The 24847-nt window shown below is 39.1% G+C and carries 24 protein-coding genes; 6 read left to right on the top strand and 18 right to left on the bottom strand.

From position 1 onward, the window contains the following. The first annotated feature begins 129 nt into the window (after window positions 1-129). Together WC644_03080 and ade are read left to right on the top strand one after the other, a co-directional pair. Window positions 130-870: a sulfite exporter TauE/SafE family protein gene (locus tag WC644_03080; GenBank protein ID MFA5010916.1), complete on the top strand. Its 741-nt coding sequence runs from the start codon at window positions 130-132 to the stop codon at window positions 868-870. 68 nt (window positions 871-938) lie between these two features. Further along, window positions 939-2576: an adenine deaminase gene (gene ade / locus WC644_03075; GenBank protein MFA5010915.1), complete on the top strand. Its 1638-nt coding sequence runs from the start codon at window positions 939-941 to the stop codon at window positions 2574-2576. 13 nt (window positions 2577-2589) lie between these two features. Here the strand turns inward: ade and WC644_03070 are convergent, their stop codons facing one another. Together WC644_03070 and WC644_03065 are read right to left on the bottom strand one after the other, a co-directional pair. After that, window positions 2590-3189, bottom strand: coding sequence for a DUF429 domain-containing protein (locus WC644_03070; GenBank protein ID MFA5010914.1), 600 nt, complete (start codon window positions 3187-3189; stop codon window positions 2590-2592). A 3-nt stretch (window positions 3190-3192) separates the two neighbouring features. Then, window positions 3193-3684, bottom strand: a complete 492-nt coding sequence (locus WC644_03065; GenBank protein ID MFA5010913.1) for a DinB family protein — start codon at window positions 3682-3684, stop codon at window positions 3193-3195. A gap of 144 nt (window positions 3685-3828) precedes the next feature. Here WC644_03065 and WC644_03060 point away from each other — a divergent pair, with 144 nt between their 5' ends. The 4 genes from WC644_03060 to WC644_03045 all read left to right on the top strand — a co-directional run bounded on the left by WC644_03060 (window position 3829) and on the right by WC644_03045 (window position 7875). Beyond that, a complete protein-coding gene (locus WC644_03060) occupies window positions 3829-4920 on the top strand; it encodes an alkene reductase (protein ID MFA5010912.1) in 1092 nt (363 codons plus the stop codon). 146 nt (window positions 4921-5066) lie between these two features. Further along, window positions 5067-5597, top strand: coding sequence for a hypothetical protein (locus WC644_03055; protein MFA5010911.1), 531 nt, complete (start codon window positions 5067-5069; stop codon window positions 5595-5597). A gap of 110 nt (window positions 5598-5707) precedes the next feature. After that, the gene (locus tag WC644_03050; GenBank protein ID MFA5010910.1) at window positions 5708-6565 is read left to right on the top strand and encodes a hypothetical protein; all 858 of its coding nucleotides are present in this window, start codon (window positions 5708-5710) and stop codon (window positions 6563-6565) included. A 116-nt stretch (window positions 6566-6681) separates the two neighbouring features. Next, a complete protein-coding gene (locus WC644_03045; GenBank protein ID MFA5010909.1) occupies window positions 6682-7875 on the top strand; it encodes an L-serine ammonia-lyase in 1194 nt (397 codons plus the stop codon). Between the two features lie 943 nt (window positions 7876-8818). On the opposite strand, the gene WC644_03040 is transcribed toward WC644_03045, so the two are convergent. From WC644_03040 to WC644_02965, 16 genes are all read right to left on the bottom strand, one after another. Then, on the bottom strand, window positions 8819-9196 hold the full coding sequence (locus WC644_03040; GenBank protein MFA5010908.1) for a GxxExxY protein: 378 nt from the start codon (window positions 9194-9196) through the stop codon (window positions 8819-8821). 87 nt (window positions 9197-9283) lie between these two features. Beyond that, the gene (locus WC644_03035; protein MFA5010907.1) at window positions 9284-10618 is read right to left on the bottom strand and encodes a c-type cytochrome; all 1335 of its coding nucleotides are present in this window, start codon (window positions 10616-10618) and stop codon (window positions 9284-9286) included. After that, on the bottom strand, window positions 10615-11553 hold the full coding sequence (locus WC644_03030) for a protoheme IX farnesyltransferase (GenBank protein ID MFA5010906.1): 939 nt from the start codon (window positions 11551-11553) through the stop codon (window positions 10615-10617). The genes WC644_03035 and WC644_03030 overlap by 4 nt, the downstream gene beginning before the upstream one ends. Continuing rightward, complete coding sequence (coxB, locus tag WC644_03025) at window positions 11554-12228, bottom strand: cytochrome c oxidase subunit II (GenBank protein MFA5010905.1); 675 nt, start codon at window positions 12226-12228, stop codon at window positions 11554-11556. It abuts the gene before it with no gap. Then, a complete protein-coding gene (locus tag WC644_03020) occupies window positions 12225-12533 on the bottom strand; it encodes a cytochrome C oxidase subunit IV family protein (protein ID MFA5010904.1) in 309 nt (102 codons plus the stop codon). The genes coxB and WC644_03020 overlap by 4 nt, the downstream gene beginning before the upstream one ends. 9 nt (window positions 12534-12542) lie before the next feature. After that, entirely contained in the window at window positions 12543-13160 is a 618-nt protein-coding gene (locus tag WC644_03015) for a cytochrome c oxidase subunit 3 (GenBank protein MFA5010903.1), read from the bottom strand. 2 nt (window positions 13161-13162) lie between these two features. After that, window positions 13163-14782 (bottom strand): cbb3-type cytochrome c oxidase subunit I, encoded by a 1620-nt coding sequence (locus tag WC644_03010; GenBank protein MFA5010902.1) that lies wholly within the window; start codon window positions 14780-14782, stop codon window positions 13163-13165. A gap of 9 nt (window positions 14783-14791) precedes the next feature. Then, the gene (locus WC644_03005; protein MFA5010901.1) at window positions 14792-15553 is read right to left on the bottom strand and encodes an SCO family protein; all 762 of its coding nucleotides are present in this window, start codon (window positions 15551-15553) and stop codon (window positions 14792-14794) included. Continuing rightward, window positions 15554-16492, bottom strand: a complete 939-nt coding sequence (locus tag WC644_03000) for a cytochrome c (GenBank protein ID MFA5010900.1) — start codon at window positions 16490-16492, stop codon at window positions 15554-15556. A 76-nt stretch (window positions 16493-16568) separates the two neighbouring features. Beyond that, a complete protein-coding gene (locus WC644_02995; protein ID MFA5010899.1) occupies window positions 16569-17735 on the bottom strand; it encodes a quinol:cytochrome C oxidoreductase in 1167 nt (388 codons plus the stop codon). A 189-nt stretch (window positions 17736-17924) separates the two neighbouring features. Then, window positions 17925-19061, bottom strand: coding sequence for a quinol:electron acceptor oxidoreductase subunit ActD (locus tag WC644_02990; protein MFA5010898.1), 1137 nt, complete (start codon window positions 19059-19061; stop codon window positions 17925-17927). Continuing rightward, entirely contained in the window at window positions 19061-20434 is a 1374-nt protein-coding gene (gene nrfD / locus WC644_02985; protein ID MFA5010897.1) for an NrfD/PsrC family molybdoenzyme membrane anchor subunit, read from the bottom strand. The genes WC644_02990 and nrfD overlap by 1 nt, the downstream gene beginning before the upstream one ends. Next, window positions 20434-23508 carry a TAT-variant-translocated molybdopterin oxidoreductase gene (locus WC644_02980; GenBank protein ID MFA5010896.1) on the bottom strand — a complete coding sequence of 1025 codons (3075 nt, stop codon included), beginning with the start codon at window positions 23506-23508 and terminating at the stop codon, window positions 20434-20436. Before WC644_02980 ends, nrfD begins: the two co-directional genes overlap by 1 nt. 29 nt (window positions 23509-23537) lie before the next feature. Continuing rightward, window positions 23538-23786, bottom strand: a complete 249-nt coding sequence (locus WC644_02975; GenBank protein MFA5010895.1) for a hypothetical protein — start codon at window positions 23784-23786, stop codon at window positions 23538-23540. A 33-nt stretch (window positions 23787-23819) separates the two neighbouring features. Next, entirely contained in the window at window positions 23820-24401 is a 582-nt protein-coding gene (locus tag WC644_02970; GenBank protein MFA5010894.1) for a cytochrome c3 family protein, read from the bottom strand. Between the two features lie 171 nt (window positions 24402-24572). Next, the gene (locus WC644_02965) at window positions 24573-24803 is read right to left on the bottom strand and encodes a hypothetical protein (GenBank protein ID MFA5010893.1); all 231 of its coding nucleotides are present in this window, start codon (window positions 24801-24803) and stop codon (window positions 24573-24575) included. Window positions 24804-24847 lie beyond the last annotated feature (44 nt).

Raw genomic sequence — 24847 nt, 5'->3', positions numbered from 1 at the left:
TGAGAAACAGGATGAGATCCCCTCCAAGAGCATGAGGGGATGACAGCTTTTTGGGGGTTTATTTTCAATATTAGTTAATGAATAGGGTAAGTATATTTGAGAAGAGAAAATTTTACAAATATATTTAGTATGGAAATATTTACCGGGTTTGTAATAGGTTTGCTTGGGAGTCTGCACTGCATAGGGATGTGCGGTCCTATAGCTCTTGCGCTGCCGACTGGTCAATTTAAGAGCGTGAAGTTTTTTACGGGAAGGATACTTTATAATCTGGGAAGGGTGATAACATATTCGGTATTCGGGTTGATATTTGGAATAATAGGAAAGAACCTTGCGGTGATAGGTTTACAAAGATGGGTCTCTGTAATATCGGGTGTGTTAATTATTATTATAGTCCTTCTTCCCGGAAAGACTAAAACGGGTATCATTAATAAGCTATCATTCGGCAACGTTACACAGAAGATAAAAGCAACATTTGGAAAATTGTTTAAGAGCGGATCACTTTCATCAATGCTGTTTATTGGAATTGTAAACGGTTTGCTTCCATGCGGGTTTGTGTATGTGGGGGTAGCGGGGGCGATAGCGGCAGGAGATGTATTATCGGGAGTATTATACATGGCACTATTCGGAATAGGAACAATACCTGTAATGTTTGTTACATCTGTGGCGGGAAATTTTATCAGTCTTGGAGTAAGGCAAAAACTAACAAAGATAATCCCTTTGCTTGCTATACTGCTTGCAGTGATATTTATACTAAGGGGATTAAGTTTAGGAATACCTTATATAAGCCCTTCGCAGGAGAAGATGATGAAGAATATTTCCGCATCTCAAATGAACCATGATTCACTAAAGACAAAGGATTGTTGTAAATAGGAGTAAATATTTTAATAAGGGCTCATTTATAAGAATAATTTTGTTAAATTATATAAACAAATAATATTATGAATACTTTTAAAATAAGCGGTAATATAGTAGATATAAAGAAACGGGTGGTTTATTCCGGAACGATAGAAGTTGAGAACGGGATAATAAAAAGTGTTGAGAAAGATTTAAGAGAACATTATGATTATATAATGCCGGGTTTTATAGATTCGCATATACATGTAGAAAGCTCGATGCTTATTCCGTCTGAGTTTGCACGAATTGCGGTAACACATGGTACGGTTGCGACAGTATCAGATCCACATGAAATTGCCAATGTATTAGGAGTTGAAGGAATAAAGTATATGATAGAAAACGGGAACATGGTACCGTTTAAGTTTTATTTCGGGGCTTCTTCATGCGTGCCTGCAACGGATTTTGAGACTGCCGGTGCAAGGCTTGAGGCAGAGGACATTGAATATCTTTTTAAAGAATATGATTTGAAATATTTAAGCGAGATGATGAACTATCCGGGTGTTCTATTTGAATCACCTGATGTTATGGAGAAGCTCAGCATTGCTAAGAAATACGGAAAGCCGATAGACGGGCATGCACCAGGTTTGAGAGGAGAGCAAGCGAAGAAGTACGTTAGCGCGGGAATTTCGACAGACCACGAATGTTTCTCCATTGATGAGGCAAGAGAAAAAATATCTTACGGCATGAAAGTCTTAATAAGAGAAGGTTCTGCAGCGAAGAATTTTGACGAGCTTCATCCATTGATTAAAGAGCATAAAGATATGGTGATGTTGTGCAGCGACGATAAGCATCCTGATGATTTTGTGGAAGGACATATAAACGAAGTTGTTAAAAAAGCGGTTTCATTGGGTTATGACCTTTTTGATGTTCTGAAGATAACATGTTTAAATCCCAAAGAACATTACGGACTTGATGTCGGGACTTTAAATATAGGCGATCCCGCGGACTTCATAATTGTTAATAATTTAAATGATTTCAAGAACGTAGCTACTTACGTTGACGGAATAAAGGTTTCAGAAAATGGCAAAACTTTGATTCCCTCTGTCGAGGCAAAAGCAGTAAACAATTTCAACATTGATTTTAAGAAGCCAGAAGATTTTGCTATTAAGCACAAAGGCGGAAAGATTAGGGTTATAGAGGCGATTGAAGGACAGCTGATAACGAATGAGCTGCACCTTGATGCAAAGACAGAAAACGGTTATGTTGTTTCAGACACAGATAATGACATACTGAAGATTACGGTAGTTGACAGATACCGCGAGTCGCAGCCGGCTGTGAGTTTTATAAAGAACTTCGGTCTTAAAAGCGGTGCCATTGCGTCGTGCGTTGGACATGACTCACACAACATAATAGCTGTGGGGGTTGACGATAATTCGATTGCTGCGGTTGTTAACGAAGTGATAAGGCATAAAGGCGGAGTTGCAATTATGGTTGGCGGAAAAGTTGAAGTACTTCCGCTGCCTGTTGCGGGAATAATGTCGAATGAAGACGGGTGGGTTGTTGCACAGAAATATGATAAACTTAACAAGCTGCCGAAATTAATAGGGTGTCGTCTGCATTCGCCATACATGACTTTATCATTTATGGCGCTACTTGTAATACCTGCTTTGAAGCTGGGAGATAAGGGACTCTTTGACGGACAGAAGTTTGAGTTTGTTGATTTATTTGTAGAGAGTAATTAGAATAATTATATTTTTATCGAGAGGGTGCTTTCGGAATAATGATAGCACCCTTTTTTAATGAACCAAGAATCTCTGCTTTACCTCTTTGATAAAGGTAGGCAGTATAGGCACAGGTTACGGCATCGAGTTCGTCATTATTCATATCTTTCTTAAGGCCTTTAATACCAAGCTTTTCGAGACCTTTAAACAAACCAACCATTGAATGCTGTTTGCGCGGAATGCCAAGTACATCCTGCGTTGCACCCGGAAACATTTCATAGGAATTGTATCCCATACGCTTAAATATTTTCTTTAATTCGAGACCGCGGATTGTGAGCATACGCATGGGACCGAGAGTAATCGGGAAGAATCTTATTTTAAGTTTTGTAAGTTCCTTATCGCATTCTCTAAGATGCACGCCGTTATTATCATCAAGAGATTTTCTACCGGGTGGAAGTGAAAGGGGAGCATCAATACCAATGATTTCAGGGGCTGCATTTTTCACGAACGAAATAATCTCATCATTTTCATGAAGTGTTGCATACTTCGTAACTCTTTTATTATGCATAAGACAAATGCCGGTATCCCTTTTGGGGCTGCCGGCAAGGTCAATACCTACAACTCTGGTTATCATCTATTACTGTTCGTCGGCTGAAGGACCGTAAATTCCAGGCAAAGGAACATCAAGCAATCTGAGGTACACGGTCAGCTGTCCGCGGTGATGGTAAAGGTGATTGTACGTCATGCCTCTTAACGAAGATACTCTCGGTGATTCAAAAACAACTTCACCCTTCATTTTGGCAGTCCATTTATCCATCAATGTTTTATCGTCTGCTTTATCCAGAAGATCAAGAGCTTTCTTCAGGGACTCGTCAAAAATTTTAAGAATATCGGCGGTTGATTTAACTTCGGGCGGTGTAAAGTCCATATCTCCAAAGTCAATTTCATTCATAGTCAATATAGTCTCTACAAAATCGGGCAACATAGCTACATGCAGTGCCAACATTTTGAGTTCCATAGACTTTTCGTGAGGTTTAAAACCAAGTTTGCCCTCCGGGATTCTTTCAAGAAGTTTTCGTGTTCCTGCAGATTCGTACTGCAACTCCATCTTTAATGCTTTGTATGACATAAAAGTAATTGATTAAGTTTACTGAATAAAGAATGAATGTAACAATTCTGAAAACATTTTATAATGCAATTATTAAGGAACTTATATGTATATACATACGTTTTATTTATAAACAAACTAAATATAAACTTAAACAAACATAAAATGAACAAAGCAAAGAAAATATTTCAGAGTTACAGACTCGGCAGCATCGAGCTAAGCAATCACATAGTGATGGCACCGATGACACGATCAAGGGCAATAGGCAATATACCAAACGACTTAATGACTGAATACTATTCACAAAGAGCCGGAGCGGGATTAATCGTAACGGAGGGTACATCTCCTTCACCCAACGGATTAGGATACGCAAGAATACCCGGGATATACAGCAAAGAGCAGGTTGATGGCTGGAGAAAAGTAACCGACGCTGTTCACAAAAAGGGCGGCAAAATATTTGTACAGCTTATGCACACAGGAAGGATAAGTCATTTTGATAACATGCCCGAAGGTGCCAAGGTTTTTGCGCCATCAGCAGTAAAGGCAGGAGGTAAAATGTGGACTGATACACAGGAACTTCAAGACCACACAGAGCCAAATGCGCTTACAAAAGAGGAATTAGAGACAACAAAGAACGAATATGTGACAGCTGCGAAGAATGCTATTAAAGCAGGATTTGACGGAGTTGAGCTGCATGGTGCAAACGGATATCTCCTCGAGCAGTTTTTAAATCCGCACACTAACATAAGAGAAGATGAATACGGCGGCAGTATAGAAAACAGATGCAGGTTTGTACTAGAAACGGCAGAAGCAACGGTTAAGGCAATAGGCAAAGATAAAACGGCGATAAGGCTTTCTCCATACGGGGTTAACGGCGATATGTCTTTATACATGGAGATCGAAGAAACATATAAATATTTGGCGGCAGAATTAAACAAGCTTGAACTTGTTTATATACACGTAGTTGACCACAGTGCTATGGGAGCGCCTGAAGTACCGAGGGGCGTAAAGGAAATCATAAGACACGAATTCAATAACACCTTAATACTCAGCGGAGGTTATGGACTTGAAAGCGCAGAAGCTGAGCTTGAAAAAGGGACTGCTAATTTAGTTGCATTTGGAAGACCCTTTATAAACAATCCTGATTTAGTTGAAAGATTAAAGAACGGATGGACTTTAAACACAGACCTTAACACAAATGCGTTTTATACAGCGGATGAAAAGGGATACACAGATTATCCATTTTATTCGGCATAAGAGCAGCGGGTAAAAGATAATGTGAATATATTCGACAAAACCCGTCTTTCCGGAGGCGGGTTTTTGTTTTCGTACCTTTAATATTATATAGAATTTCAATATTAAAGAAATTAAATTATGTTTTAACAATTTAATAGCGAGGAATAATGAAAGGGAGCATTTCCAAATTGCTAGCATTTCTGGTTATTATTACATTATTAACCAGTTGTTCAAAGAAAGAGGACAAACCTGTAACAGAAAACAAAGATGTGAAGAAAACAGAGTTTACTACGGGTATATTCTGCAAGCTTGACGGCAAAGAATTTACTATGAAAGACGGAGAAGCTTATGCGATGAAAGACGGAAAATCATTTAACATCTACGCTACAATACAAGAGGAAAAGGGAAAATATGAGGATATTTTTGTAATAGTTAAAACACCTGCAAAAACCGGAGAGTTTCAACTCGACAAGGCAAGTACCGGGGGACACCTGCAATACAGGACGAACAAAGACCGGGCAAAAGGTTCAGAAGATTATGATCAGTATTGGTCGGAAACCGGTAAAGTCGTTGTTACAAAGCTTGACGACACTCATATAGAGGGAACGTTTACCGCGTCAACAACGGGCACGCTTGAAGACGGAACTGAAAAGAAGCTCGAGGTAACAGACGGTAAGTTTAATCTGAAGTTCAAGTAAGAAAATTTTAAATACAGTGCTGTAATTATCAGTTGTTTTGCCTCGGCAAAACAAAAGAGGTATATTATATGTTATATTGATATTATCTTTTTATAAACAAACATAAGAAAATGAAAAGAAAACATGCTTTAATGTTATTTGTATTTGCATTAATTTTATCGTCGATATATTCATGCAGCGACACCACAACAAACATCATTAACGATCTTGTCAGCAACAAGATTACAGCAAAAGAACGGCTTGACTCTGCTTATGCACAAGCACAAAGAAAATACTCTCCAAGTACAGAGCTGGTAATGATATTCGGAAAGAATGTTCTCTTTGAAGGAAACGACAAAGGCAAAACAGACATTACGCTTACATCGGGGATTACTGACCCGAACAATGTGGGTGCATGGCTGTACATCTTCAAGAAACCCGGAACGACAGATCTGGCTGTATATACACCAAACCCAGTTCCAGGAACAAGAGATTGTATTGAACTAACGGCTTTATTTAATACGAATACAATTCTTTCTTTAATTGCAGATACCTCTGCGAAAAACATCGTATCAGGAGCGCTTGGACTAATAACAAATTCGAACTTTAAAATAAGCACAAAAAAGGACAGCCTATTAAACAGCGACTCTGCATACGACTTAAGTTTTTCTTCAAACCCTGTAATAAGATTTGATGCGTCGTTTTTACCGTCCTCGAGTACGTTTAACGGTAATGCATTCTTTTCACAATCAGGTACGAACAAAACGGTGAACATGTTTTTAATACCAGGACTAGGGACGCTGAATTTGCCGTCGTATATAGCTTCTTTAACGGGATTTCCGCAGGATTTATGGATAGTTAACTACAAACTTGACAGCGGCGGTTCAACAAAAAACTTTATAGCAGGAACGGTTGTGAAGAGTGACCAGAACATGGGAATAAGTATTTTAGGCCTGGTAAGCAAAACAATAAACATATCAAAGTATTGACGATTACAGCAAACCAAGAAGGGGATACACGCTGTGTTTATCCCCTTTTTTGTTTTACCATTTTATGTATGAATTAATTAAATTAATTGAAATCAAAATATGCGGAAACAATAAAAATGGAATCCATAAAAGAAATATACAAAATAGGATACGGACCTTCGAGCAGCCACACGATGGGTCCCCGCAAAGCAGCGGAGCAATTTAAAGAAAGAACTATAAATGCTCTTTCATACAGAGTAACTTTGTACGGAAGCCTTGCCGCAACGGGCAGAGGGCATCTGACCGATAAAGCAATAAACGAAGCATTGAAACCAACAAAAACAGAGATACTCTGGGAACCAACAAAGTTTCTGTCATATCATCCAAATGCTATGAAGTTTGAAGCGTTAGACTTAAGCGGTAAACCTTATGAAGAATGGACTGTTTATAGTGTTGGAGGGGGAAAGATAACCGACGGCAAAAAGAATAACGAGACGAACAATATTTACGACATGACCTTTATTTCCGACATACTAAAATGGACTCAAAAAACAGGACGCTCATACTGGGAATATGCAGAAATGATCGAAGGACCGGAAATATTTGACCATCTGAAAAAAGTCTGGGAAGTGATGCAGAAGACGATTCAGAGAGGATTGGAAGCTGAGGGTGTTTTGCCCGGGGGTTTGAACCTAACGAGAAAAGCTGCAAGTTATTTCATTAAATCAAAAAGTTTCAGCGGTTCGCTAAAGAAGAAAACACTGACATTTTCTTATGCTCTTGCCGTCTCTGAAGAAAATGCTTCCGGAGGTAAAGTTGTGACGGCTCCAACCTGCGGTTCTGCGGGTGTAGTACCTGCCGTGCTATACAGAATGAAAGAAAGTCTTGACTTTTCAGATAAGAAAATATTGCGTGCGCTTTTAACAGCGGGATTGTTTGGAAATGTTGTAAAAGAAAACGCTTCGATATCCGGTGCGGAAGTCGGATGCCAGGGAGAAGTTGGAACTGCGTGTGCGATGGCAGCAGCGGCGGCTTCGCAATTGCTTGGCGGAACTCCTCAGCAAATAGAATATGCAGCAGAGATGGGGATTGAACATCATCTTGGTCTGACCTGCGACCCGATTGGCGGACTTGTTCAAGCGCCATGTATTGAGAGGAATGCATTCGCGGCAGAGAAAGCTTTAAATACTGCAACTTACGCACTGTTAAGCGACGGAAGACATCTTGTCAGTTTTGATAAAATAGTAAAAACTATGAATCAGACGGGGCATGATATACCAAGTATTTACAAAGAGACATCTGAAGGAGGAATGGCTTTAATACAGCTTTAAACATTTGATAATCCGCACATCACAGAAAAGGAAACAATACTGTAAAATAATGCTATAATAGATGGATTCTATGTAGAACCCGGAATATAGAAAAGAATTACAGACATCATTGTAAAATAAACTCCGGATATTATTAGTAACAATAATAATATTGAAGAAACTATTGAAGTTACTAACATACCTTTAGGCCTTGAATATGATTTTTTATCTGCTTCCATAAATATTTTCCCACTAATTACACAAATTTTCACAAAGGAGAGACAGAAGAAAATATAAGATTTTTTCATACATCACCAAATTTGCACAAAAGTAATACTTAAAGAATTATCCTTTTATACTGAAGTGAAGGACTGCCGAAGTTAATTAAAAGCCCAAGTTTTAATTTGGTAGCATTAAGTTTGAATATGATTTGTTATCTGCTTCCATAAATATTTTCCCACAAATTACACAAATTTGCACAAAGGAGAGGTAGAAGAAAATATAAGACCTTTTTCATGCATCACCAAATTTGCACAAAAGTAAGACTTAAAGAATTATCCTTTTATACTGAAGTGAAGGACTGCCGAAGTTAATTAAAAGCCCAAGTTTTAATTTGGTAGCATTAAGTTTGAATTTGATTTGTTATCTGCTTCCATAAATATTTTCCCACAAATTACACAAATTTTCACAAAGGAGAAACAGAAGAAAATATAAGACCTTTTTCATGCATCACCAAATCTGCACAAAAGTAATACTTAAAGAATTATCCTTTTATACTGAAGTGAAGGATTGCCGAAGTTAATTAAAAGCCCAAGTTTTAACTTGGTAGCATTAAGTTTGAATTTGATTTGTTATCTGCTTCCATAAATATTTTCCCACAAATTACACAAATTATCACAGAGGAAAAACAGAAGAAAATATAAGATCTTTTTCATACATCACCAAATCTGCACAAAAGTAAGACTTAAAGAATTATCCTTTTATACTGAAGTGAAGGACTGCCGAAGTTAATTAAAAGCCCAAGTTTTAATTTGGTAGCATTAAGATAGTTCAGGACCTGAGAATAATGTTCGTCACATAAGTTCTTTGCCACTTTTAGCTCTATTACAATAAGGTCATAGCAAATAAAATCAGCGATATAATGTTTTTCCAAAACCATATCTTTATAGTGAATTTCTATGGGTTTGAGTTCCTGAAAAGGAATAGCATTTTTCAAAAACTCATAACGAAGTGCCTCCTGGTACACAGCCTCAAGAAATCCATTACCCAAGTGTTTGTGTACTTCCATTGCACAACCAATTATTTTAAAGCACTCTTCTTTATAAATATATTCTTCGGCCATAAGTTTTGATCCCGAGCTTACTTAACAACATATTTATTTTTTATATTTCTCTTATTTGTGATAATTTGAGAAATTTGTGGGGAAAAATTATTTCTTACCGGCATTATCCATAAGATATTTTGCTACCGCCTCTGCTTCTTTCATTTTTAGACCCTGATTCGGCATAGCAGGATAAGAAGGATCAATCTTAACGGGACTATAAATATAACCGGCAAGCTTTTTAAGGTCACCGTTATACTTTGGAACAGTTTCCTTGTACGGAGGACCTACAAGTTTAACATCAAACTTATGGCAGGCAATACACTTTTCGTTATAAATCTTTTCACCGTCTGCGGAATTAACCTGAATTATGCTTCCTTTCTTTTCCTGTGCCAGTTCATCAGCTTTTGCATTCACGACAAGAAGATGGTCTTTTACAGCATTCCTGAATGCAAGCTGGTCTTTTACTATGGCAAACGTAAAAACAAAAAACATTAAAAAGAAAATTGCACCGCTTAAATGAAGGTCGGAGTTTTTATAAACATAATAAAGCAGGTTACAGACGATCAGAATTGCAAGAAGCGTGAAACCCGCAAATGCATAAAAACCTGATGATGAGCTCGAAGCCGGCACGGACAAAGTTCCGGCAAATATAAACACCGGCTGAATAATAGAGCCTATTAATGCTGATGATACTGCTATCTTTTTTACTGTCTCACGATATTCATCGGATGTATCCTTTACTCCTCCCTGCCAAACAAAGAAGAAATAAAGCATCGCTCCTCCCGTTATAGCAAAGGATGCCGATAGAAAGAAAAGAAAATTAATCCAAATTGGGGCTGATATTACAAGCTTTAAAATGTTGTCCACTGAAGACCAGGTGCCGGGCTTAGCGGCTATAGTCGTGCTTCCAACAAAAAGAAATGAAGCAACGAACAAGGCTGCAATTCCCCAGTTACCGTATCTTGTGCCGAGATAATTAATTTTCTTCTCATATTGTTTTGTTTCCTCCGGAATATCGGCAGTTCCTTTCAGTGAATTAATCACTGTTTCAAGCTGAAATGCACTCTTATAATTGTATATGAAAATAAAAGCAACTATATATATAATTAAAGATAAGAACAAAAGACTTGTAGAAATTACTTTAGCGCCATACAACATTTGTGCATAAACCAAAACTATAGTTATCAGTGGAAGAATACCAAGTGCAAAACCTGCAGCTTTACCGACCGTAAGCTTATCAATAATATCTTTTGCAATTCTGTTATACAGTGCGCTACCGGTCTTTCTCCCTTTTCTATGAAAGTAAACAGAAAATACTGTAGAACCAAGCATTATTCCTACAAAAGGCAGGAAAGTCAGCAGTGATAATATCTGCATAACAGTAAGAAGTCCTACATGTTCCTGATTTGGCGGTATTACAAATTGTTCTAAAATGTTCATAGTAAGAAAAATAATTTATCAGCTGAAAGTATTGTTATTATTGCAAGTGTATAAAGATTAATCGAAACAAATGTTTTTGTGATATCTTTTCTTTCATAGCGGCTTTTCATATAAAAAGAAAAAGCCTCTGTTATCATAAGCAAAGATGAGATGTAAATTAATATATTCGAGACAAGGTAAAAACCCGAACCTGTAAATGTAATTAAAACTCCGAGTAAAACAGTAGCCACAAGCAGAAGAAATGTAATTCCCCTTATAAACGATTCACTGTAAACATCTGTAAGTACCGGAAATCCGCCTTTTTTAAAATCACTTCCGTAAAGCAAAAGCAGCAGCCAGAAATGCGGGATTTGCCACACAAAGAAGTATAAAGCAACGACACCAATTTTTATATCAAAAATGTCACCCCCGCCCGCAAGCCATCCCGAAAGAGGCGGCAGAGCTCCAACAAGCGAGCCGGGTATTATTGCAAGTGCGGTTTTTTTCTTGAGCGGTGTATAAACCGCATTGTACCAGTAAAATGTCAGAAGCCCTATTAGCAATGTGCCGATGTTCGTCTTTAGAATTAAAAGAAGGCTACCCGAAAAGAAAAGAATTATTGATATTAACAAGACACCGCCGCGTGAAATTTTACCCGATGGTATAGGCCGTGTTTTTGTTCTCTCCATAAGCAAATCGGTTTTTGATTCCTGCAGTTGATTAAGAGCTGCAGAACTGCATGCGAGAAGAAATATGCCAACTACCGGATAAATAAAACCAAACCCAAGATTATCGGATGCAAGAAAATAACCAAGAGCTGTTGTAAACGAAACGAGAACGGTGATCCTGAATTTAACAAGCTCGAGCAAAATATAAATCTTCGAGACAAACAAAGAATAAAATGTTTGTTCTATTGCAACCGCTGTATTACTGTCATATTTATTTATATTGCTCAATTATCGTTTCGTTTTCGTTGTATCGGTGTTTGTTTTAAGAGAATCTGTTTTTATTTTTGATGTATCACTTCCTTCTTTTACTCTTGGTGCATTGTACCACAAATCAAACTTTTCTTTTGGTATTGAATATATTTTTGATAACATATAAGCATGGCTCAGACCGCAATATTCGGCACATTCGACAATATAATCACCGTCTTTTTGCGGGTCAAACCACATGTAATTCTTTCTTCCCGGCACTGCATCTTCTTTAATTCTGAAAGCCGGAATATAAAAACTGTGGGTAACGTCAGCTGATGTGAGTTCAAGTTTAATCGGTTTTCCTGTCGGAACAAAAAGTGTATCGCTTTTCAATCCGTTTTCATATTCATAACTCCATGCCCACATTCTGCCCATTACCTTAACGGTCATAGCATCAGCGGGAGCATTACGCATTTCTTTGAAACCCGCGTAACCGTAAAAGAACATAACCATTACAAGTATTGTTGGAATAACCGTCCAGAGTATTTCAAGCGACGTGTTCCCTGTAATATCGGTTGCAACAGGATTTCTTTTTCTGCTGAACTTATACATAAAATAGAACATTGCAACGGTAATTATCAGCAGGAAGAATATTGAAATTCCTACGATAATGATAAAGGTTGTATCAGTGCTTTGAACTATGTTTGGTTTCATTTTAAAGGAAATCTGTAAGTTAAGTCAAAAAACGTAAGCACAATCATTACAATAAAGGTTGCAAGACATACAAATATAAACACCTTGAACACTCCCGAATCTGTTCTTACATGCATAAAATAGTTTGTCACAAGTAGTGATTTCACTATTGCAATTCCTATTGCTACGACAATAGTAAGGCTTGCAAGATTAAATCCCGCAACTGCAACCGTAATAGTAGTAAGACCAACAAGTCCTGCCCAAACGAGTATGTACAGCCCGTATCCAAGGTGTTCGTGATGTGCGTTTGAATGATGTTCGCTCATAATCTTTTATTAATGAATTAAGTAAAATAACGGAAATAAAAATATCCAAATTATATCAACCAGATGCCAGTAAAGACCGGCGTTTTCAAGTCTTTGGTTGTTGTCTGCTGTTTGTTTATCTTTTTTTATAAAATAGACCATAAAAAGAATGAAGACAAGTCCGACCACAATATGCAAAGCATGGAGCCCTGTCATAACATAGTAAAGCCCAAAGAAAATATTTTCCCCGTCTGACATATCAGCCATTGCAGGTCCTTTAGGATAAATGCCGTGATGGAATTTAGCACTCCATTCAAAATATTTGTTTACCAGGAATGCACCGCCTGCGACAACCGTGAACATCAGCATATATATGCTAAAGGTTTTTTGGTTTCTTCTTAATGCTATGATTGCAATAACAACCGTTAGACTGCTTGTCAGCAGCAAGATTGTATTAACCGCTCCGATAAGTGTATCTAAGTTCATTGCGGCTACTTTAAACGCGTCAGGGTACATGAATCTGTAAGATGCATACAGAAGGAACATGCCCCCAAAAAGAAGAAGCTCTGTCAACAAAAAGAGCCACATTCCCATTTTAGAGCCTTCGTCGTCTCTATGGACGTGAGCTACGGCTGTTTCGTTACTCATAATTAATGACTTTTCTCCGGTTTAATTAAATTATCTCTGTAATATGGTCCGTGTGTCACGGTTGGTATCTCATCAAAATTTTCAAGCGGGGGTGGTGAAGGAACCGTCCACTCAAGCGTTGTGCCTCCCCAGGGATTTATTTCCGTCGTTTTTTCCTTGCTCAGAAGAGCTTTTAAAAGATTGATAATTAGAATTAAAATTCCAAGAATTAAAATCCATGAACCTACAGTAGAAATAATATGATATATTTTATATTCGGGTAAATAATCGTAATACCTTCTCGGCATACCCAAATATCCCATTATAAACATCGGAAAGTAAAGCGTGTTAAATCCTATCACAAAAATTAACGTGCCTAATTTTGCAACTTTTTCATTGTACATTTTTCCAAACATTTTGGGAAACCAATAATGAAATCCCGCAAAAAACAGCAGACCCATGCCGCCAAACATGACATAGTGAAAATGTGCAACCACAAAATATGTATCGGTTAAATGTATATCAGTGTTTAACGACCCCAGCACAAGACCCGTTAATCCTCCTATTGAAAAAATAAAAATAAACGCGACAACAAACAGAAACGGAGCGCGGGCATCTATAGAACCTTTATACATCGTTGCAACCCAGTTAAAAACTTTAATACCCGTTGGTATGGCAACAACAAATGTCAAAAAGGAGAATATTGCTCTCGATGTATCGCTTATTCCGCTTGAAAACATATGATGTCCCCAGACAAGATAACCAACGAACGCAATGGCAAGTGATGACATTGCAATCGGTCCGTAACCAAATATATCTTTCCTTGAAAATGTCGGTATGATTTCAGAGACAAGACCCATTGCAGGTAATATCATAATATATACTGCCGGGTGCGAATATATCCAGAATAGATGTTGATATAATAAAGGATCACCGCCGAGAGCAGGGTCAAATATTCCAACGCCAAATACTCTTTCTAATATTATTAATAACAATGTAATGCCAAGAACAGGAGTAGCGAGAACCTGAATCCATGATGTCGAGTAAAGCCCCCATGCAAACAACGGCATCTTAAACCATCCCATACCCGGACATCTCATCCTGTGAATTGTAACAATAAAATTCAATCCGGTTAATATTGATGAAAAACCCAGGACAAACGCAGCAAATACCGCAAGAGAAACATTTGCCTGAGTACGAAGACTGTAAGGAACGTAGAAAGTCCATCCTGTATCTATCGGTCCTCCGCCAACAAACAAAGAAATGAGCACCAGAAACGCACCAAAAATGTAAAAATACCACGAAAGCAGATTTAATCTGGGAAATGATACATCCTTTGCTCCCAGCATAATCGGAAGAAAAAAGTTGCCAAACACCGCAGGAATTCCGGGAATTATAAACAGGAATATCATTATTACCCCATGCAGTGTAAACAAAGCATTATAAGTTTGCGGGTCAATGATTGTTTTTCCCATCGATAACATTTCGAACCTCATAAGGAATCCGAAAGTCATAGCAACAAGAAAGAAAACCATTATTGCCACAAGATAAAGAATAGCAATCCGCTTATGGTCAGTAGAAAGAATCCATCCTAACAGACCTTTATATTTACCTTGGTATTTTAAATAAGAAACGTCGTTCATTAAGTATATTTAATTTTTCTTTTTCTTTACTATTAATATAACCACAAAAACTCCGAGTAATAAAACCATTCCGCCGCCTGCAACGCGTGTAATGTTCAGTACGTATTGTTTTCCTTCGGCGTCATAACTATAACACAGGCTTACTATCTTTGAAATAGTCGACCCAACCCTTCCTTCAGATGCTTCGATAATTCCGAGTTTGAAATCCATCGGAAGAAAATCGGTTCCATTAAGATATCTTGTGATCTTACCCTCTGGTGAAAGCAAGGTAACCACCGCCGAATGAATAAATTCATTATCCTGCTTTATGTACCTGAATCCGACTGCGTCTGTTAACTGAGCAATGGTGGCACTGTCGGCTGTAAGAAATCTCCAGTCGCTGTTTTCAAGCTTCTTCTTGGTAAGCTGTTCAAAATAATTCTTCTTCTTCTCGCTGCCTGTTAAATATGTTTCTGTTGGGTCAAAACTGACCGTTATAATTTTGTAATCTTTTCCCGGTGTTAAATCAGACAAATCAACCACTTTTGCTAATCCTGTCAGCAGCGGACTGCATATCCCCGGACACCTGTAATAAACAAGCGTAAGGGCAAACGGTTTACTTTCTGTCAGCTCGCTTAGTTTAACAGGCTTGCCGTATTCATCCAGCAAAGACAAATTCATCGGAATGTTCTGTCCCAGTTTTTCGTCAAGACCAACCTGTGATTTTTTGTCGTCGGCACCTGCGCCAAGCGATAAAGTTAATAATAATATTATGAATAAATATTTCTTCATCTATTTTGAAAACATGTTTTTTGCATACTGAAAAGCTGCGCTCCATTCTTCTGGAGTGAGATTTAAAGACGCATTGAAACCCTTTGATAAAGGGTGTAATGTAACAAACTTAACAAATGCATTTTCATTTTCATTCCATTTCATGTTTCCTGCCATTGAAGAAACCGAACGTTTAACGTCAAAACTCATCCTTTTGAATATAACCGCACCGCTGCTATTATCGCTGCTGATTGTGTTTACAACATTTTCTATTTTTGTTAATGTTTCTTTCTTTTCATCCAGAAGTTTTTCCTCTGCCATCTTTACCGGTATCTGGTTAGGTAGTTTAAAACCTTTTGTGAGACTGTATGCAGCATCTACCGTGGCCATTTCCTTCTGGTCTATCGCTGGATAGTTCGGTAAAAAAGTTCTTATATAAAGTATTATATCGATTCTTTCTTCGGGCTTTAGATTGTTGTACGACGCCATTCCCCTTGCGGTGATGCCTTCCTGTAAAGTTTTATACATACTCGAAAAAGTCGCTCCGTTTGTCCAGCCGTTTAAGTCGTGAAAATTTCTGGGTGGTGGATTGAGCGTTTTTCCTGCCGCTCCGTCACCTTTTCCTTCAGTACCATGACAGCTCACACAATTAGCATCGAACAATGTCTTTCCCTTTGCAATTTTCTCAGGTGTTGAAACAATCTCTTTTGCAAGGTCAACCGGTGCGCTTATAGACCCTTTCACTATAGGCAGATCTGCAGTCGTTACTGCTGCCGAATCCTTTGTGAGCGAAGAAGGTGTTAAACTTTCTCTTGAAAAATACTCAAGCTTTCCCAGATAAGAATATCCAATCACTACAATTATTACAAGCAGCATAACATAGAATAAACCATAAAATCCGAGAAGGGTTTTCTTCTTGTCGTTTACCTCGAGATTTATATTGTCGTTTTCGCCAATCATATTTTATAAGCTTTTTATTTTTTAGTGTAACGCAAGTCGAAGATGCGCCGCGGCTTACATCTTGCTTGCGGATATATTACAAATGAAAATCTATTCCTCTTTGCAGTTTCGGGTCGCCAATCGGTGCAAGGTTCTTTTTCTTTGCCTGTGCATAAAATACGAGCATGATTATTCCTATGGAAAGTATAGGGAATCCAATCTCATAAAACCCGAATACTATAGTCTTGCTGAACGTAGGCATAACAAGCCAGTACAGGTCGATAAAGTGTGCGAACAGAATAAATATCGACACTCTCTGCAGATTTTTCGGATCTGATTTTGATGGCTGTGAAAGCAGTGCAGCATACGGTATCGCAAAACGTGCTATCATCAGCAGAACCGATACGAATCCCCAGCCGCCTTCCCAGCGTGCTACAAACCAGTATGTTTCTTCGGGAATATTTGCATACCATATTAGCAGAAACTGGCTGAATGCAATGTATGCCCAGAAGTTTGTAATCGCAAACATCAAAGCACCTAACGAATAGTAATGGTCTTGAGTAAGTCCTTTAACAAGATATCCTCCCTCATTCAGGGAAACAGCTGTAAATGTCGTTGCCGCAAGCCCTGCAAGAAGTGTCGCGGAAATAAAATAAATTCCGAATATTGTTGAAAACCAGTGCGGCTCCAGTGACATCATCCAGTCAACTGCAAGAACGGTTAATCCGATTCCTGCAAAAAACATAAACACCGCGGATAGCTTTACGTTTGTTTTGGTTAACTTCTGGTCTTTTGTTGTATCTTGCTTCGTTGAGTTTCTCACAAACACAAGATAGAATACGTAAAACAGTGCAACAACACCTATAGTTCTGCCGATAAAAAACGGAATATTCAGATAAGGCGTCTTTCCTGAAAGTATTGCATCTGTTTCCACTACCTCTGTATGCGTCCAGTGGAACAAAGTATGCATCATGAAGAAAAGCGGTATTGCGAACAAAAGCATTATCGGCAGCGACGAAGCAATAAATTCGCTTACTCTCCGGAATGGTGTGCTCCAAACCGCACCCGAAAGATATTCTAGCGCAACAAGTACAAGTGCCCCTATTGCTATACTTCCGAAGAACATAAGGCCTATTATATTATTAAATGCCTCTCGTGCCGGGTTTATAAAATACGAGACCAAAACAAGGACAAGCCCTATCCCCGTAAGCAGAAACCCTATCTTCTGTACTTTATCCGGTAACTCTTTCTTTTCGTAAACCATTAACTATATATGTTTAAATTTTTTATCAACAATTAATTATCAACTACCAACTACCAACTATGCGTTCTATGCCTGCCTAGGCAGGCCGTGGCGGATCAACTACGCGCTCTATGCGTCCGCCGTCTTGCTGGGCGGATCAACTACGCGCTCTATGCGTCCGCCGTCTTGATGGGCGGATCAGCTATCTTTTCACTTGCCTTCTACATCAGCGTCCAAAGCATTCTGCGAGCGTTGCAGCACCCTTATATAATGAACAATCGACCAGCCCTCCTCTGTCGTTAATTGTTTCGCATAAGAAGGCATTGCATTCTGTCCGTTGAAAATTACATGATATATATTCGCATCCTGCCAGTTTCTAACCTTATCGCTGTGAAGCGTTGGCGGATTCGGAAACTGTCCGTTGAGCCTGCTGTCACCCTTGCCATAATAGCCATGACACGGGCTGCAGAAAGTATCAAACTTTTCTTTTCCTTTGGCAACTACCTCTTTTGAAAATATAAGCGGATTCGGAATAACCTTAACTGCCGAATCCGGTAGGCCTTTGAACTCATAAGGAAGATGCCCGCGGGATACAGTCCCTTCAACAGGCATGCGCATTCCAAAACCATCCGTAAACATTATGTTTTTCGATTGTGGGTCAAGCCTGTCCTGTACTGCCATCCATGTAAAAGGCTCCATAAACAGGAGCTTATTCAGCATAAAGTATGTACCGCCCGAAACAACCACTGCTATCAAAATAAGCAGCATTATAAACTTAGGGTCAAAAGGATTTATTGTTTTCTTTTCCGGATAATAAACCGTTTCAACATCCTTGCCGCCTATACTTATGAGAAAGTCTTTAACTTTTGTTTCTTCAAAATTCTTATCTATTGAAACTATGCATAATCCGAACTTGTCGGAAGAAACTTTCTTCATATATGATGTATCATGAAGTGCATGTGAGTTGTTCGGAAATTTAAAGAACAATGCTATCATCGTTAGAACAGTTCCAACAGCTGCCGACAAGACCGTTACTTCAAACGTCACCGGCACAAACGCAGGCCATGAAAAGAACGGCTTGCCTCCAATTATAAGAGGATAGTCTATCGCAGATACCCAGTATATAAAAGCAAATGCAAAAGCAGCACCCGAAAGTCCGAGAAACAATGTGAAAAAGCCAAGATAAGAAGAACCAATACCCATTGCCCTCTCAATCCCGTGTACAGGGTAAGGAGTGTTAGTATCAAATTTTTTGTATCCTGCTTTTACAGTCTCCTTCGATGCATGTATTATTTCATCCGGTGTATCAAATATCGCTGTTACTGAATGTACCATCTTATTTTCCATTAGTGATGCCCTCCTTTATGCGAAGGCTGTGCACCGTCAATAACCGCCTTTACTTCCGCAATTGAAACAGACGGTAGTCCTTTCACAAACAGCAGTACAAGCGTAAAGAACAGACCGAATGACATCATCAGTATTCCGAAGTCGTAAATTGTAGGTGTGTACATTCCCCAGCTTGAAGGCAGATAGTCACGTGAAAGCGATGTTACTATAATAACAAATCTTTCAAACCACATGCCTATATTTACAATAATTCCTAATATGAACATTGGAATTATTGCTCTTCGTATTTTCTTAAACCAGAAAAGTTGAGGGAAAATCACGTTGCACGAAACCATCGTCCAGTACGCCCATGCATAAGGTCCGAGAGCACGATTGATAAAAGTGAAAGTTTCAAACTGATTCCCGCTGTACCAAGCTATAAAGAATTCCATCGCGTATGCATATCCTACTATCGTTCCTGTAAGCAGCATTATCTGATTCATCTTCTCAAGATGGTTTATCGTAATAATATGTTTTAAATTAAACGCCTGCCTTACGAATATTAACACGTTCTGTACCATCGCAAACCCCGAGAACACTGCACCCGCAACGAAGTACGGCGGGAAGATTGTTGTATGCCATCCGGGAATAACCGATACGGCAAAGTCAAAAGATACGATTGTGTGCACCGAAAGAACGAGCGGTGTCGCAAATCCTGCAAGTATCATGTATGCCTTTTCGTAATGCTGCCAGTGTCGTGAGGAATGCCTCCAGCCAAGACTGAATACTGTGTAAATTATTTTCTTAAATTTGCTCGTTGTTCTGTCCCGGAGCGTAGCAAAGTCAGGCATTAAACCTATATACCAGAAAACAAGCGATACAGTAAAGTATGTCGAAACCGCAAACACGTCCCATAATAACGGCGATGTAAAGTTTACCCAGATATGATTCGCATTCGGGTAAGGGAATAAATATCCGTCAAGCCACGCCCTTCCCGTGTGTATCGCAGGAAATATGCCCGCGCACATAACAGCAAATATCGTCATCGCTTCCGCAAACCTTGCTATGCCGGTTCTCCATTTTTGCCTCAGCAAAAATAAAATTGCCGAGATAAGTGTTCCTGCGTGACCTATACCAACCCAGAACACAAAATTGACGATGTCAAAACCCCAGCCGACAGGATTATTGTTGCCCCATACTCCGATACCCTTGTAAAAAGTCCATCCCAGAGCCGCCGAGCCTGTAAGAAGCATCAGCGATGTAATGGTAATTAAAACTTTCCAGAGTTTGCCGGGTTTTGTATCAAGCGGATTTGATATTACATCATCAATAGACTTTGCAGAAGGTCTGCCTTCAACAGCTGGTAATTCTTGTGTGTAATCAATTGTACTCACTACGCTTTTTTCTCCGGTTTTATATTTCTAAGTTTAGCTATATAAGTAACGTTTGGCCTCACGTTTATTTCTTCCAGAACGTGATAACCAAGTTCATGCTCTCTGTATTTTGCAATATCTGATTCTTTCTTCGTCAGGTCTCCGAATACTATTGCATTCGTGGGACAAGCTTCCTGACACGCTGTTATTACGTTGTCACCATTAATATTTCTTCCCTGCTCTGTTGCGTGTTGTTTTTCGTCCATGATTCTTTGTACGCAAAATGTGCACTTTTCCATTACGCCTCTTGAACGAACCGTAACTTCAGGATTGTTCATCAACCCTATTGAATCGCTTTCATAATATGCATCTGCAAGATTATCCCTGAAGTTAAAGTAGTTAAACCTTCTGACCTTGTACGGACAGTTGTTAGAGCAGTACCTTGTGCCAACGCATCTGTTGTAAGCCATCTGGTTCAGACCGTCAAAGCTGTGATTTGTCGCCGCTACAGGACAGACGTTCTCGCAAGGTGCATTGTCGCAATGCTGGCAAAGCATCGGCTGGAACGAAATTGAAGGATCGTCGGAATGTCCGTTGTAATACCTGTCAATTCGCATCCACATCATCTCACGGTTCTTGCCAACCTGCTCCTTGCCGACAACGGGAATGTTGTTCTCTACGTTGCATGCTGCAACACAGTAATTGCAGCCCGTGCATTTATTTAAGTCGATAGACATTGCCCATTTGTATGTTGTAAATTCATAAGATGGAACAATGTTGAAAAGTTTTACTTCACCGATTTCTTCTTTTAAGAACTTCGGATTCTTTACATATTCTTCGTAAACACCCTCGCGTATTATTTCCCTTTTTAAATGTATATCATTGTATCTTTCGTTGTCTATCGGATAATGCTCCTGTGTTGAAACTAATTCGTGCGTTCCGGTTGCCTTGCTCACCTTTACATCATTGTAAAGCCATTCGGAAACAGGGACGTTTTTTGAAATAAGATTTATTGTGTTTACTCCTACTCCGTTTCCAATCGGACCTGCATTCGTTCTGCCGTAACCAAGGTCAAGCGTAACAACCCCGCTTGCCATCCCGGGCTGTACCATAACGGGTGCGGTTAAAGTTTTCCCGCCTGCCGTTATTTCAATCATGTCATTTGATTTTACGCCAATCTGTTCTGCAAAGTCTTGCGATACCGCTGCATAGTTATCCCATACAACTTTTGTAATTGGGTTCGGAAGCTCCTGAAGCCATCCGTTGTTTGCAAACCTTCCGTCGTACAAATAGTTACTGCCGTTAAGCATCAGTACCGTGTTCGCTGAAGCTTTCAGCACAGGTGTTGAAGAAAAACCTTCCGGCTTAAAACTCAACGCTGCATCAAACACCTCATTTGTTGTTATTACCCCGTCATGAAGTGAATGTGTCCAGAAGTTCTTGAAATTGTCTTTTGAACCTGACGAAGGATATACTGTTTTTTCACAGTTCGTTTTCAAATAGTTCAAATACATTCCTTCGTTGAAAACATCCGGTTTCTCCGCAAGCCAGTTCAGGAGAATTGCCTCTTTCTGTCTGGTCTTATAAATAGGCGCAATCACGGGTTGCTGCATACTCATTACACCTGTTCTTACTTTATGGTCGCCCCATGCTTCAAAGTTATGGTGTATCGCAAGCGTATAGTTGCTCAGCTCGCTTGTTTCGTTTGCCGTCTCTGAAAGCGTTATAACAAGATTAACCTTCTTAAGCGCCTCCGCATATTTGTAATCCGGTGAGAAGTGATAAACAGGATTTGAATCATAGTGTATTACCGCACCTACGCCTCCTGAATTCATTTTTCCTAAGAGTGCCTCAATGTCCGTCTTTGCCGATAGCGGTACTACGGGAAACGAAAAACTATCCTTCGTATAAACAGTCGTGCCAAGCATATCATTAAGCTTGTTAACTGCTATATGTGTTGATTCGGGAAGGTTTTGCCCTGCTGTTACAAACGATTCTGTCTTGTTTTTCTTTAAATCTTCAACAAGAGAAGTTATAACTTCTTTCTTAAGGTTGTATTTCTTTATTATTTCATCGAGTGCCGTATTATTGTCCGTTAAAGCATTCATAATCGCGTAAGCAAACTCTTCAATCGCATCCGTTCTGAGTTTTATCCTGTAGTCTGAATTCGCACCGGTTAAACTGAATCCGCCCTCAACAACATACAGTTTATTAAATTCCTTTCTTTCCTGTCCGCTGTCAGCTGAACGCTGTCTTTTCATCACGTCGCGTCTTTCTGTGTAAAGTCTCTGCGCCTCAACAAAATTGCCTTCCTTGCCAAGGAAATCCGACTCAAGAGAAAGTATTATCTTCGCTTCATTCCATTTCACAACAGGCAGACCGTCCTTGCCGAAGCTCTTTTTTATCGCGTTTAGCTTGTTGCTGTTGTTAATAAGTTCGTATGAATAGAATTTAGCCGTTGTATATTTCTTCGCAAAATCTTCGAATAAAAGTTTTGTTGTCGGTGATGTTATTGTATGTGAAATAACTGAAATCTCTTTTCCCGCTGCAGCCGTCTTGGTAAGCTCATCAATTATCTTCGTATCCGCATCAAGCCAGTTCAATGTTGTAAAGGCATTTCCGCTTTTTACCATCGGTTCTTTCAATCTGTTCGGCTCGTACAGGTTCATTATGCTCGCCTGACCCGTAGCGCATATCTTTCCTTTGTTTATAGGGTGTTCGGGGTTGCCGTCAATTTTTATAGGCCTTCCTTCTCTCGTCTTGATTAAAATACCGCAGGCATTCGGACAGGCAGTACACGTAGATGCATAAAAATTCGGAATCCCGATAGTAATGCTCTCCGGCTTTTTGTTGTAAGGAATTATAGCACCCTTATCCCTGTAGTTTGAACATCCTGTTGCAGCAAGCGCTGCTGATGAAGCCATCAGCGCTAAAAAAGTTCTCCTGCTTAAAGATGTACCGAATTCTGTCGGCTTATCACTGAGTGATTTCTCTTCAAACTCATCTTCTTTCGCCTTCAAAAACTCAGGGTCGTTATTTAATTCCTTAAACCCTCTCCAGTAATTAATATCTTTGCTTGGCTTTAATTCTGACAAAATTTAAACTCCTTTCACTTTCTGCACTATCAGACTTTAGTTGCGTTAATTCTTTTCACTGACTCGGGATTTTCCATCACCCTTGACTTTAGTTGAATCTTCTTCTCTGAACTGTATAAATTTTCTGCCCGTTTCGATATAAATTTTATTGGAAATTTAGCAAGAAGAAATCCGCCTAATGCCAGCAAACCTGCTGAATACATAAATTGCTTTCTTTCAATCCCTGACTTTAGTCCTGACTTTGGTTTTGCCTCTTTAAGACTCTCAAAATTTTTCATTGTTATATTATTCTTTGGAAAGTTAATTTCTTTCTATCGGTGACAAGCCGCACAGTTTTCAGGTCCCTTTTTAAGGTTCTCTTTTATCGCATCATAATTGCTTATCATCTTCTCCGGCTGTCTGTGACAGGTTAAACAAGCTCCCATCGTAAATGAGTTTGTCTGTCCGGCAACCTCCATCTTTGCAACGTCTCCATGACAGTTAATACAGTCTATCTTTTTATTCACATGTGAACTGTGATTAAAATAAACAAACTGCGGTACCTTATGAATCCTGTTCCATTCAAGCGGTTTATTATCCACGTAATAACCCGAAAGCTTCTGGATTTCCGGCCTGTCTGTTCTTGCGAGTGAATGGCAGTTCATGCACATATCAACCGACGGAATGCTTGCATTCCTTGATTTATCTACTGCCGTATGACAGTATTTACAGTCTATCTGCATGTTTCCTGCGTGTAATTTATGCGAAAACTTTACCGGCTGCTCCGGTGTGTAACCGATGCTGTTCCGCTCGGCATAAGACGCGTAATATGTAATTGCAAATACAGCTAAAACCACAAATACAATTATGGGTAAACGCACCTTCAGGTTGTAATCGAGTAAATATTTATTCATGTACAAAATTTAGACAAATAATCATTTAAAATAAATTGAATTTAATTGGCGGTAAATTATTTAAATTTTTTATAATTTGGAAGTCAAAAATTCCTTTGTTCCAACATTAATTTGAACAAAAAATCTCGGTATATCCTCTCATTTTCTCTAAATAATTTTTGTGTCTATTTTTCAATACGCTGTTTTTCTGTAAGCTGTACGCTGTCTTTGCCTTACGTTATCTCCTCTGTACGCTGTACGCTGTTCGCTGTCTCTTCTGTACGCTATATCTTGTCTCTTCCGTCCGCTGTCCACTGCTCTCCTCTCTGCTGTCCGCTGAACGCTTTCTCTTTCGTACGCTCTCCGCTGCTCGCTGTTCGCTATCTCTTCTGTTCGCTGAACGCTGTACGCTATCTTTACCATCCGCTGAACGCTGTACGCTAAACGCTATCTTTACCGTCCGTTAT

It is taken from the genome of Ignavibacteria bacterium (assembly GCA_041649015.1).
In the GTDB taxonomy this organism is placed as follows: domain Bacteria; phylum Bacteroidota; class Ignavibacteria; order Tepidaquicellales; family Tepidaquicellaceae; genus CAIKZJ01.
The sequence above is the reverse complement of the archived record's forward strand: the minus strand, read 5'-3'. Positions and strand labels throughout refer to the sequence as shown.

Coding starts and splice junctions, on each gene's coding strand:
- WC644_02995 (MFA5010899.1), bottom strand. CDS start 17,735: ATGGTTTACGAAAAGAAAGAGTTACCGGATAAAGTACAGAAGATAGGG.
- WC644_03015 (MFA5010903.1), bottom strand. CDS start 13,160: ATGAGTAACGAAACAGCCGTAGCTCACGTCCATAGAGACGACGAAGGC.
- WC644_03010 (MFA5010902.1), bottom strand. CDS start 14,782: ATGAACGACGTTTCTTATTTAAAATACCAAGGTAAATATAAAGGTCTG.
- WC644_02990 (MFA5010898.1), bottom strand. CDS start 19,061: ATGGAAAATAAGATGGTACATTCAGTAACAGCGATATTTGATACACCG.
- WC644_03000 (MFA5010900.1), bottom strand. CDS start 16,492: ATGATTGGCGAAAACGACAATATAAATCTCGAGGTAAACGACAAGAAG.
- WC644_03045 (MFA5010909.1), top strand. CDS start 6,682: ATGGAATCCATAAAAGAAATATACAAAATAGGATACGGACCTTCGAGC.
- WC644_03005 (MFA5010901.1), bottom strand. CDS start 15,553: ATGAAGAAATATTTATTCATAATATTATTATTAACTTTATCGCTTGGC.
- WC644_03060 (MFA5010912.1), top strand. CDS start 3,829: ATGAACAAAGCAAAGAAAATATTTCAGAGTTACAGACTCGGCAGCATC.
- WC644_02965 (MFA5010893.1), bottom strand. CDS start 24,803: ATGGTAAAGATAGCGTACAGCGTTCAGCGAACAGAAGAGATAGCGAAC.
- WC644_03040 (MFA5010908.1), bottom strand. CDS start 9,196: ATGGCCGAAGAATATATTTATAAAGAAGAGTGCTTTAAAATAATTGGT.
- WC644_03050 (MFA5010910.1), top strand. CDS start 5,708: ATGAAAAGAAAACATGCTTTAATGTTATTTGTATTTGCATTAATTTTA.
- WC644_03055 (MFA5010911.1), top strand. CDS start 5,067: ATGAAAGGGAGCATTTCCAAATTGCTAGCATTTCTGGTTATTATTACA.
- WC644_02970 (MFA5010894.1), bottom strand. CDS start 24,401: ATGAATAAATATTTACTCGATTACAACCTGAAGGTGCGTTTACCCATA.
- WC644_03070 (MFA5010914.1), bottom strand. CDS start 3,189: ATGATAACCAGAGTTGTAGGTATTGACCTTGCCGGCAGCCCCAAAAGG.
- WC644_03020 (MFA5010904.1), bottom strand. CDS start 12,533: ATGAGCGAACATCATTCAAACGCACATCACGAACACCTTGGATACGGG.
- WC644_03035 (MFA5010907.1), bottom strand. CDS start 10,618: ATGAACATTTTAGAACAATTTGTAATACCGCCAAATCAGGAACATGTA.
- ade (MFA5010915.1), top strand. CDS start 939: ATGAATACTTTTAAAATAAGCGGTAATATAGTAGATATAAAGAAACGG.
- WC644_02975 (MFA5010895.1), bottom strand. CDS start 23,786: ATGAAAAATTTTGAGAGTCTTAAAGAGGCAAAACCAAAGTCAGGACTA.
- WC644_03080 (MFA5010916.1), top strand. CDS start 130: ATGGAAATATTTACCGGGTTTGTAATAGGTTTGCTTGGGAGTCTGCAC.
- coxB (MFA5010905.1), bottom strand. CDS start 12,228: ATGAAACCAAACATAGTTCAAAGCACTGATACAACCTTTATCATTATC.
- WC644_03065 (MFA5010913.1), bottom strand. CDS start 3,684: ATGTCATACAAAGCATTAAAGATGGAGTTGCAGTACGAATCTGCAGGA.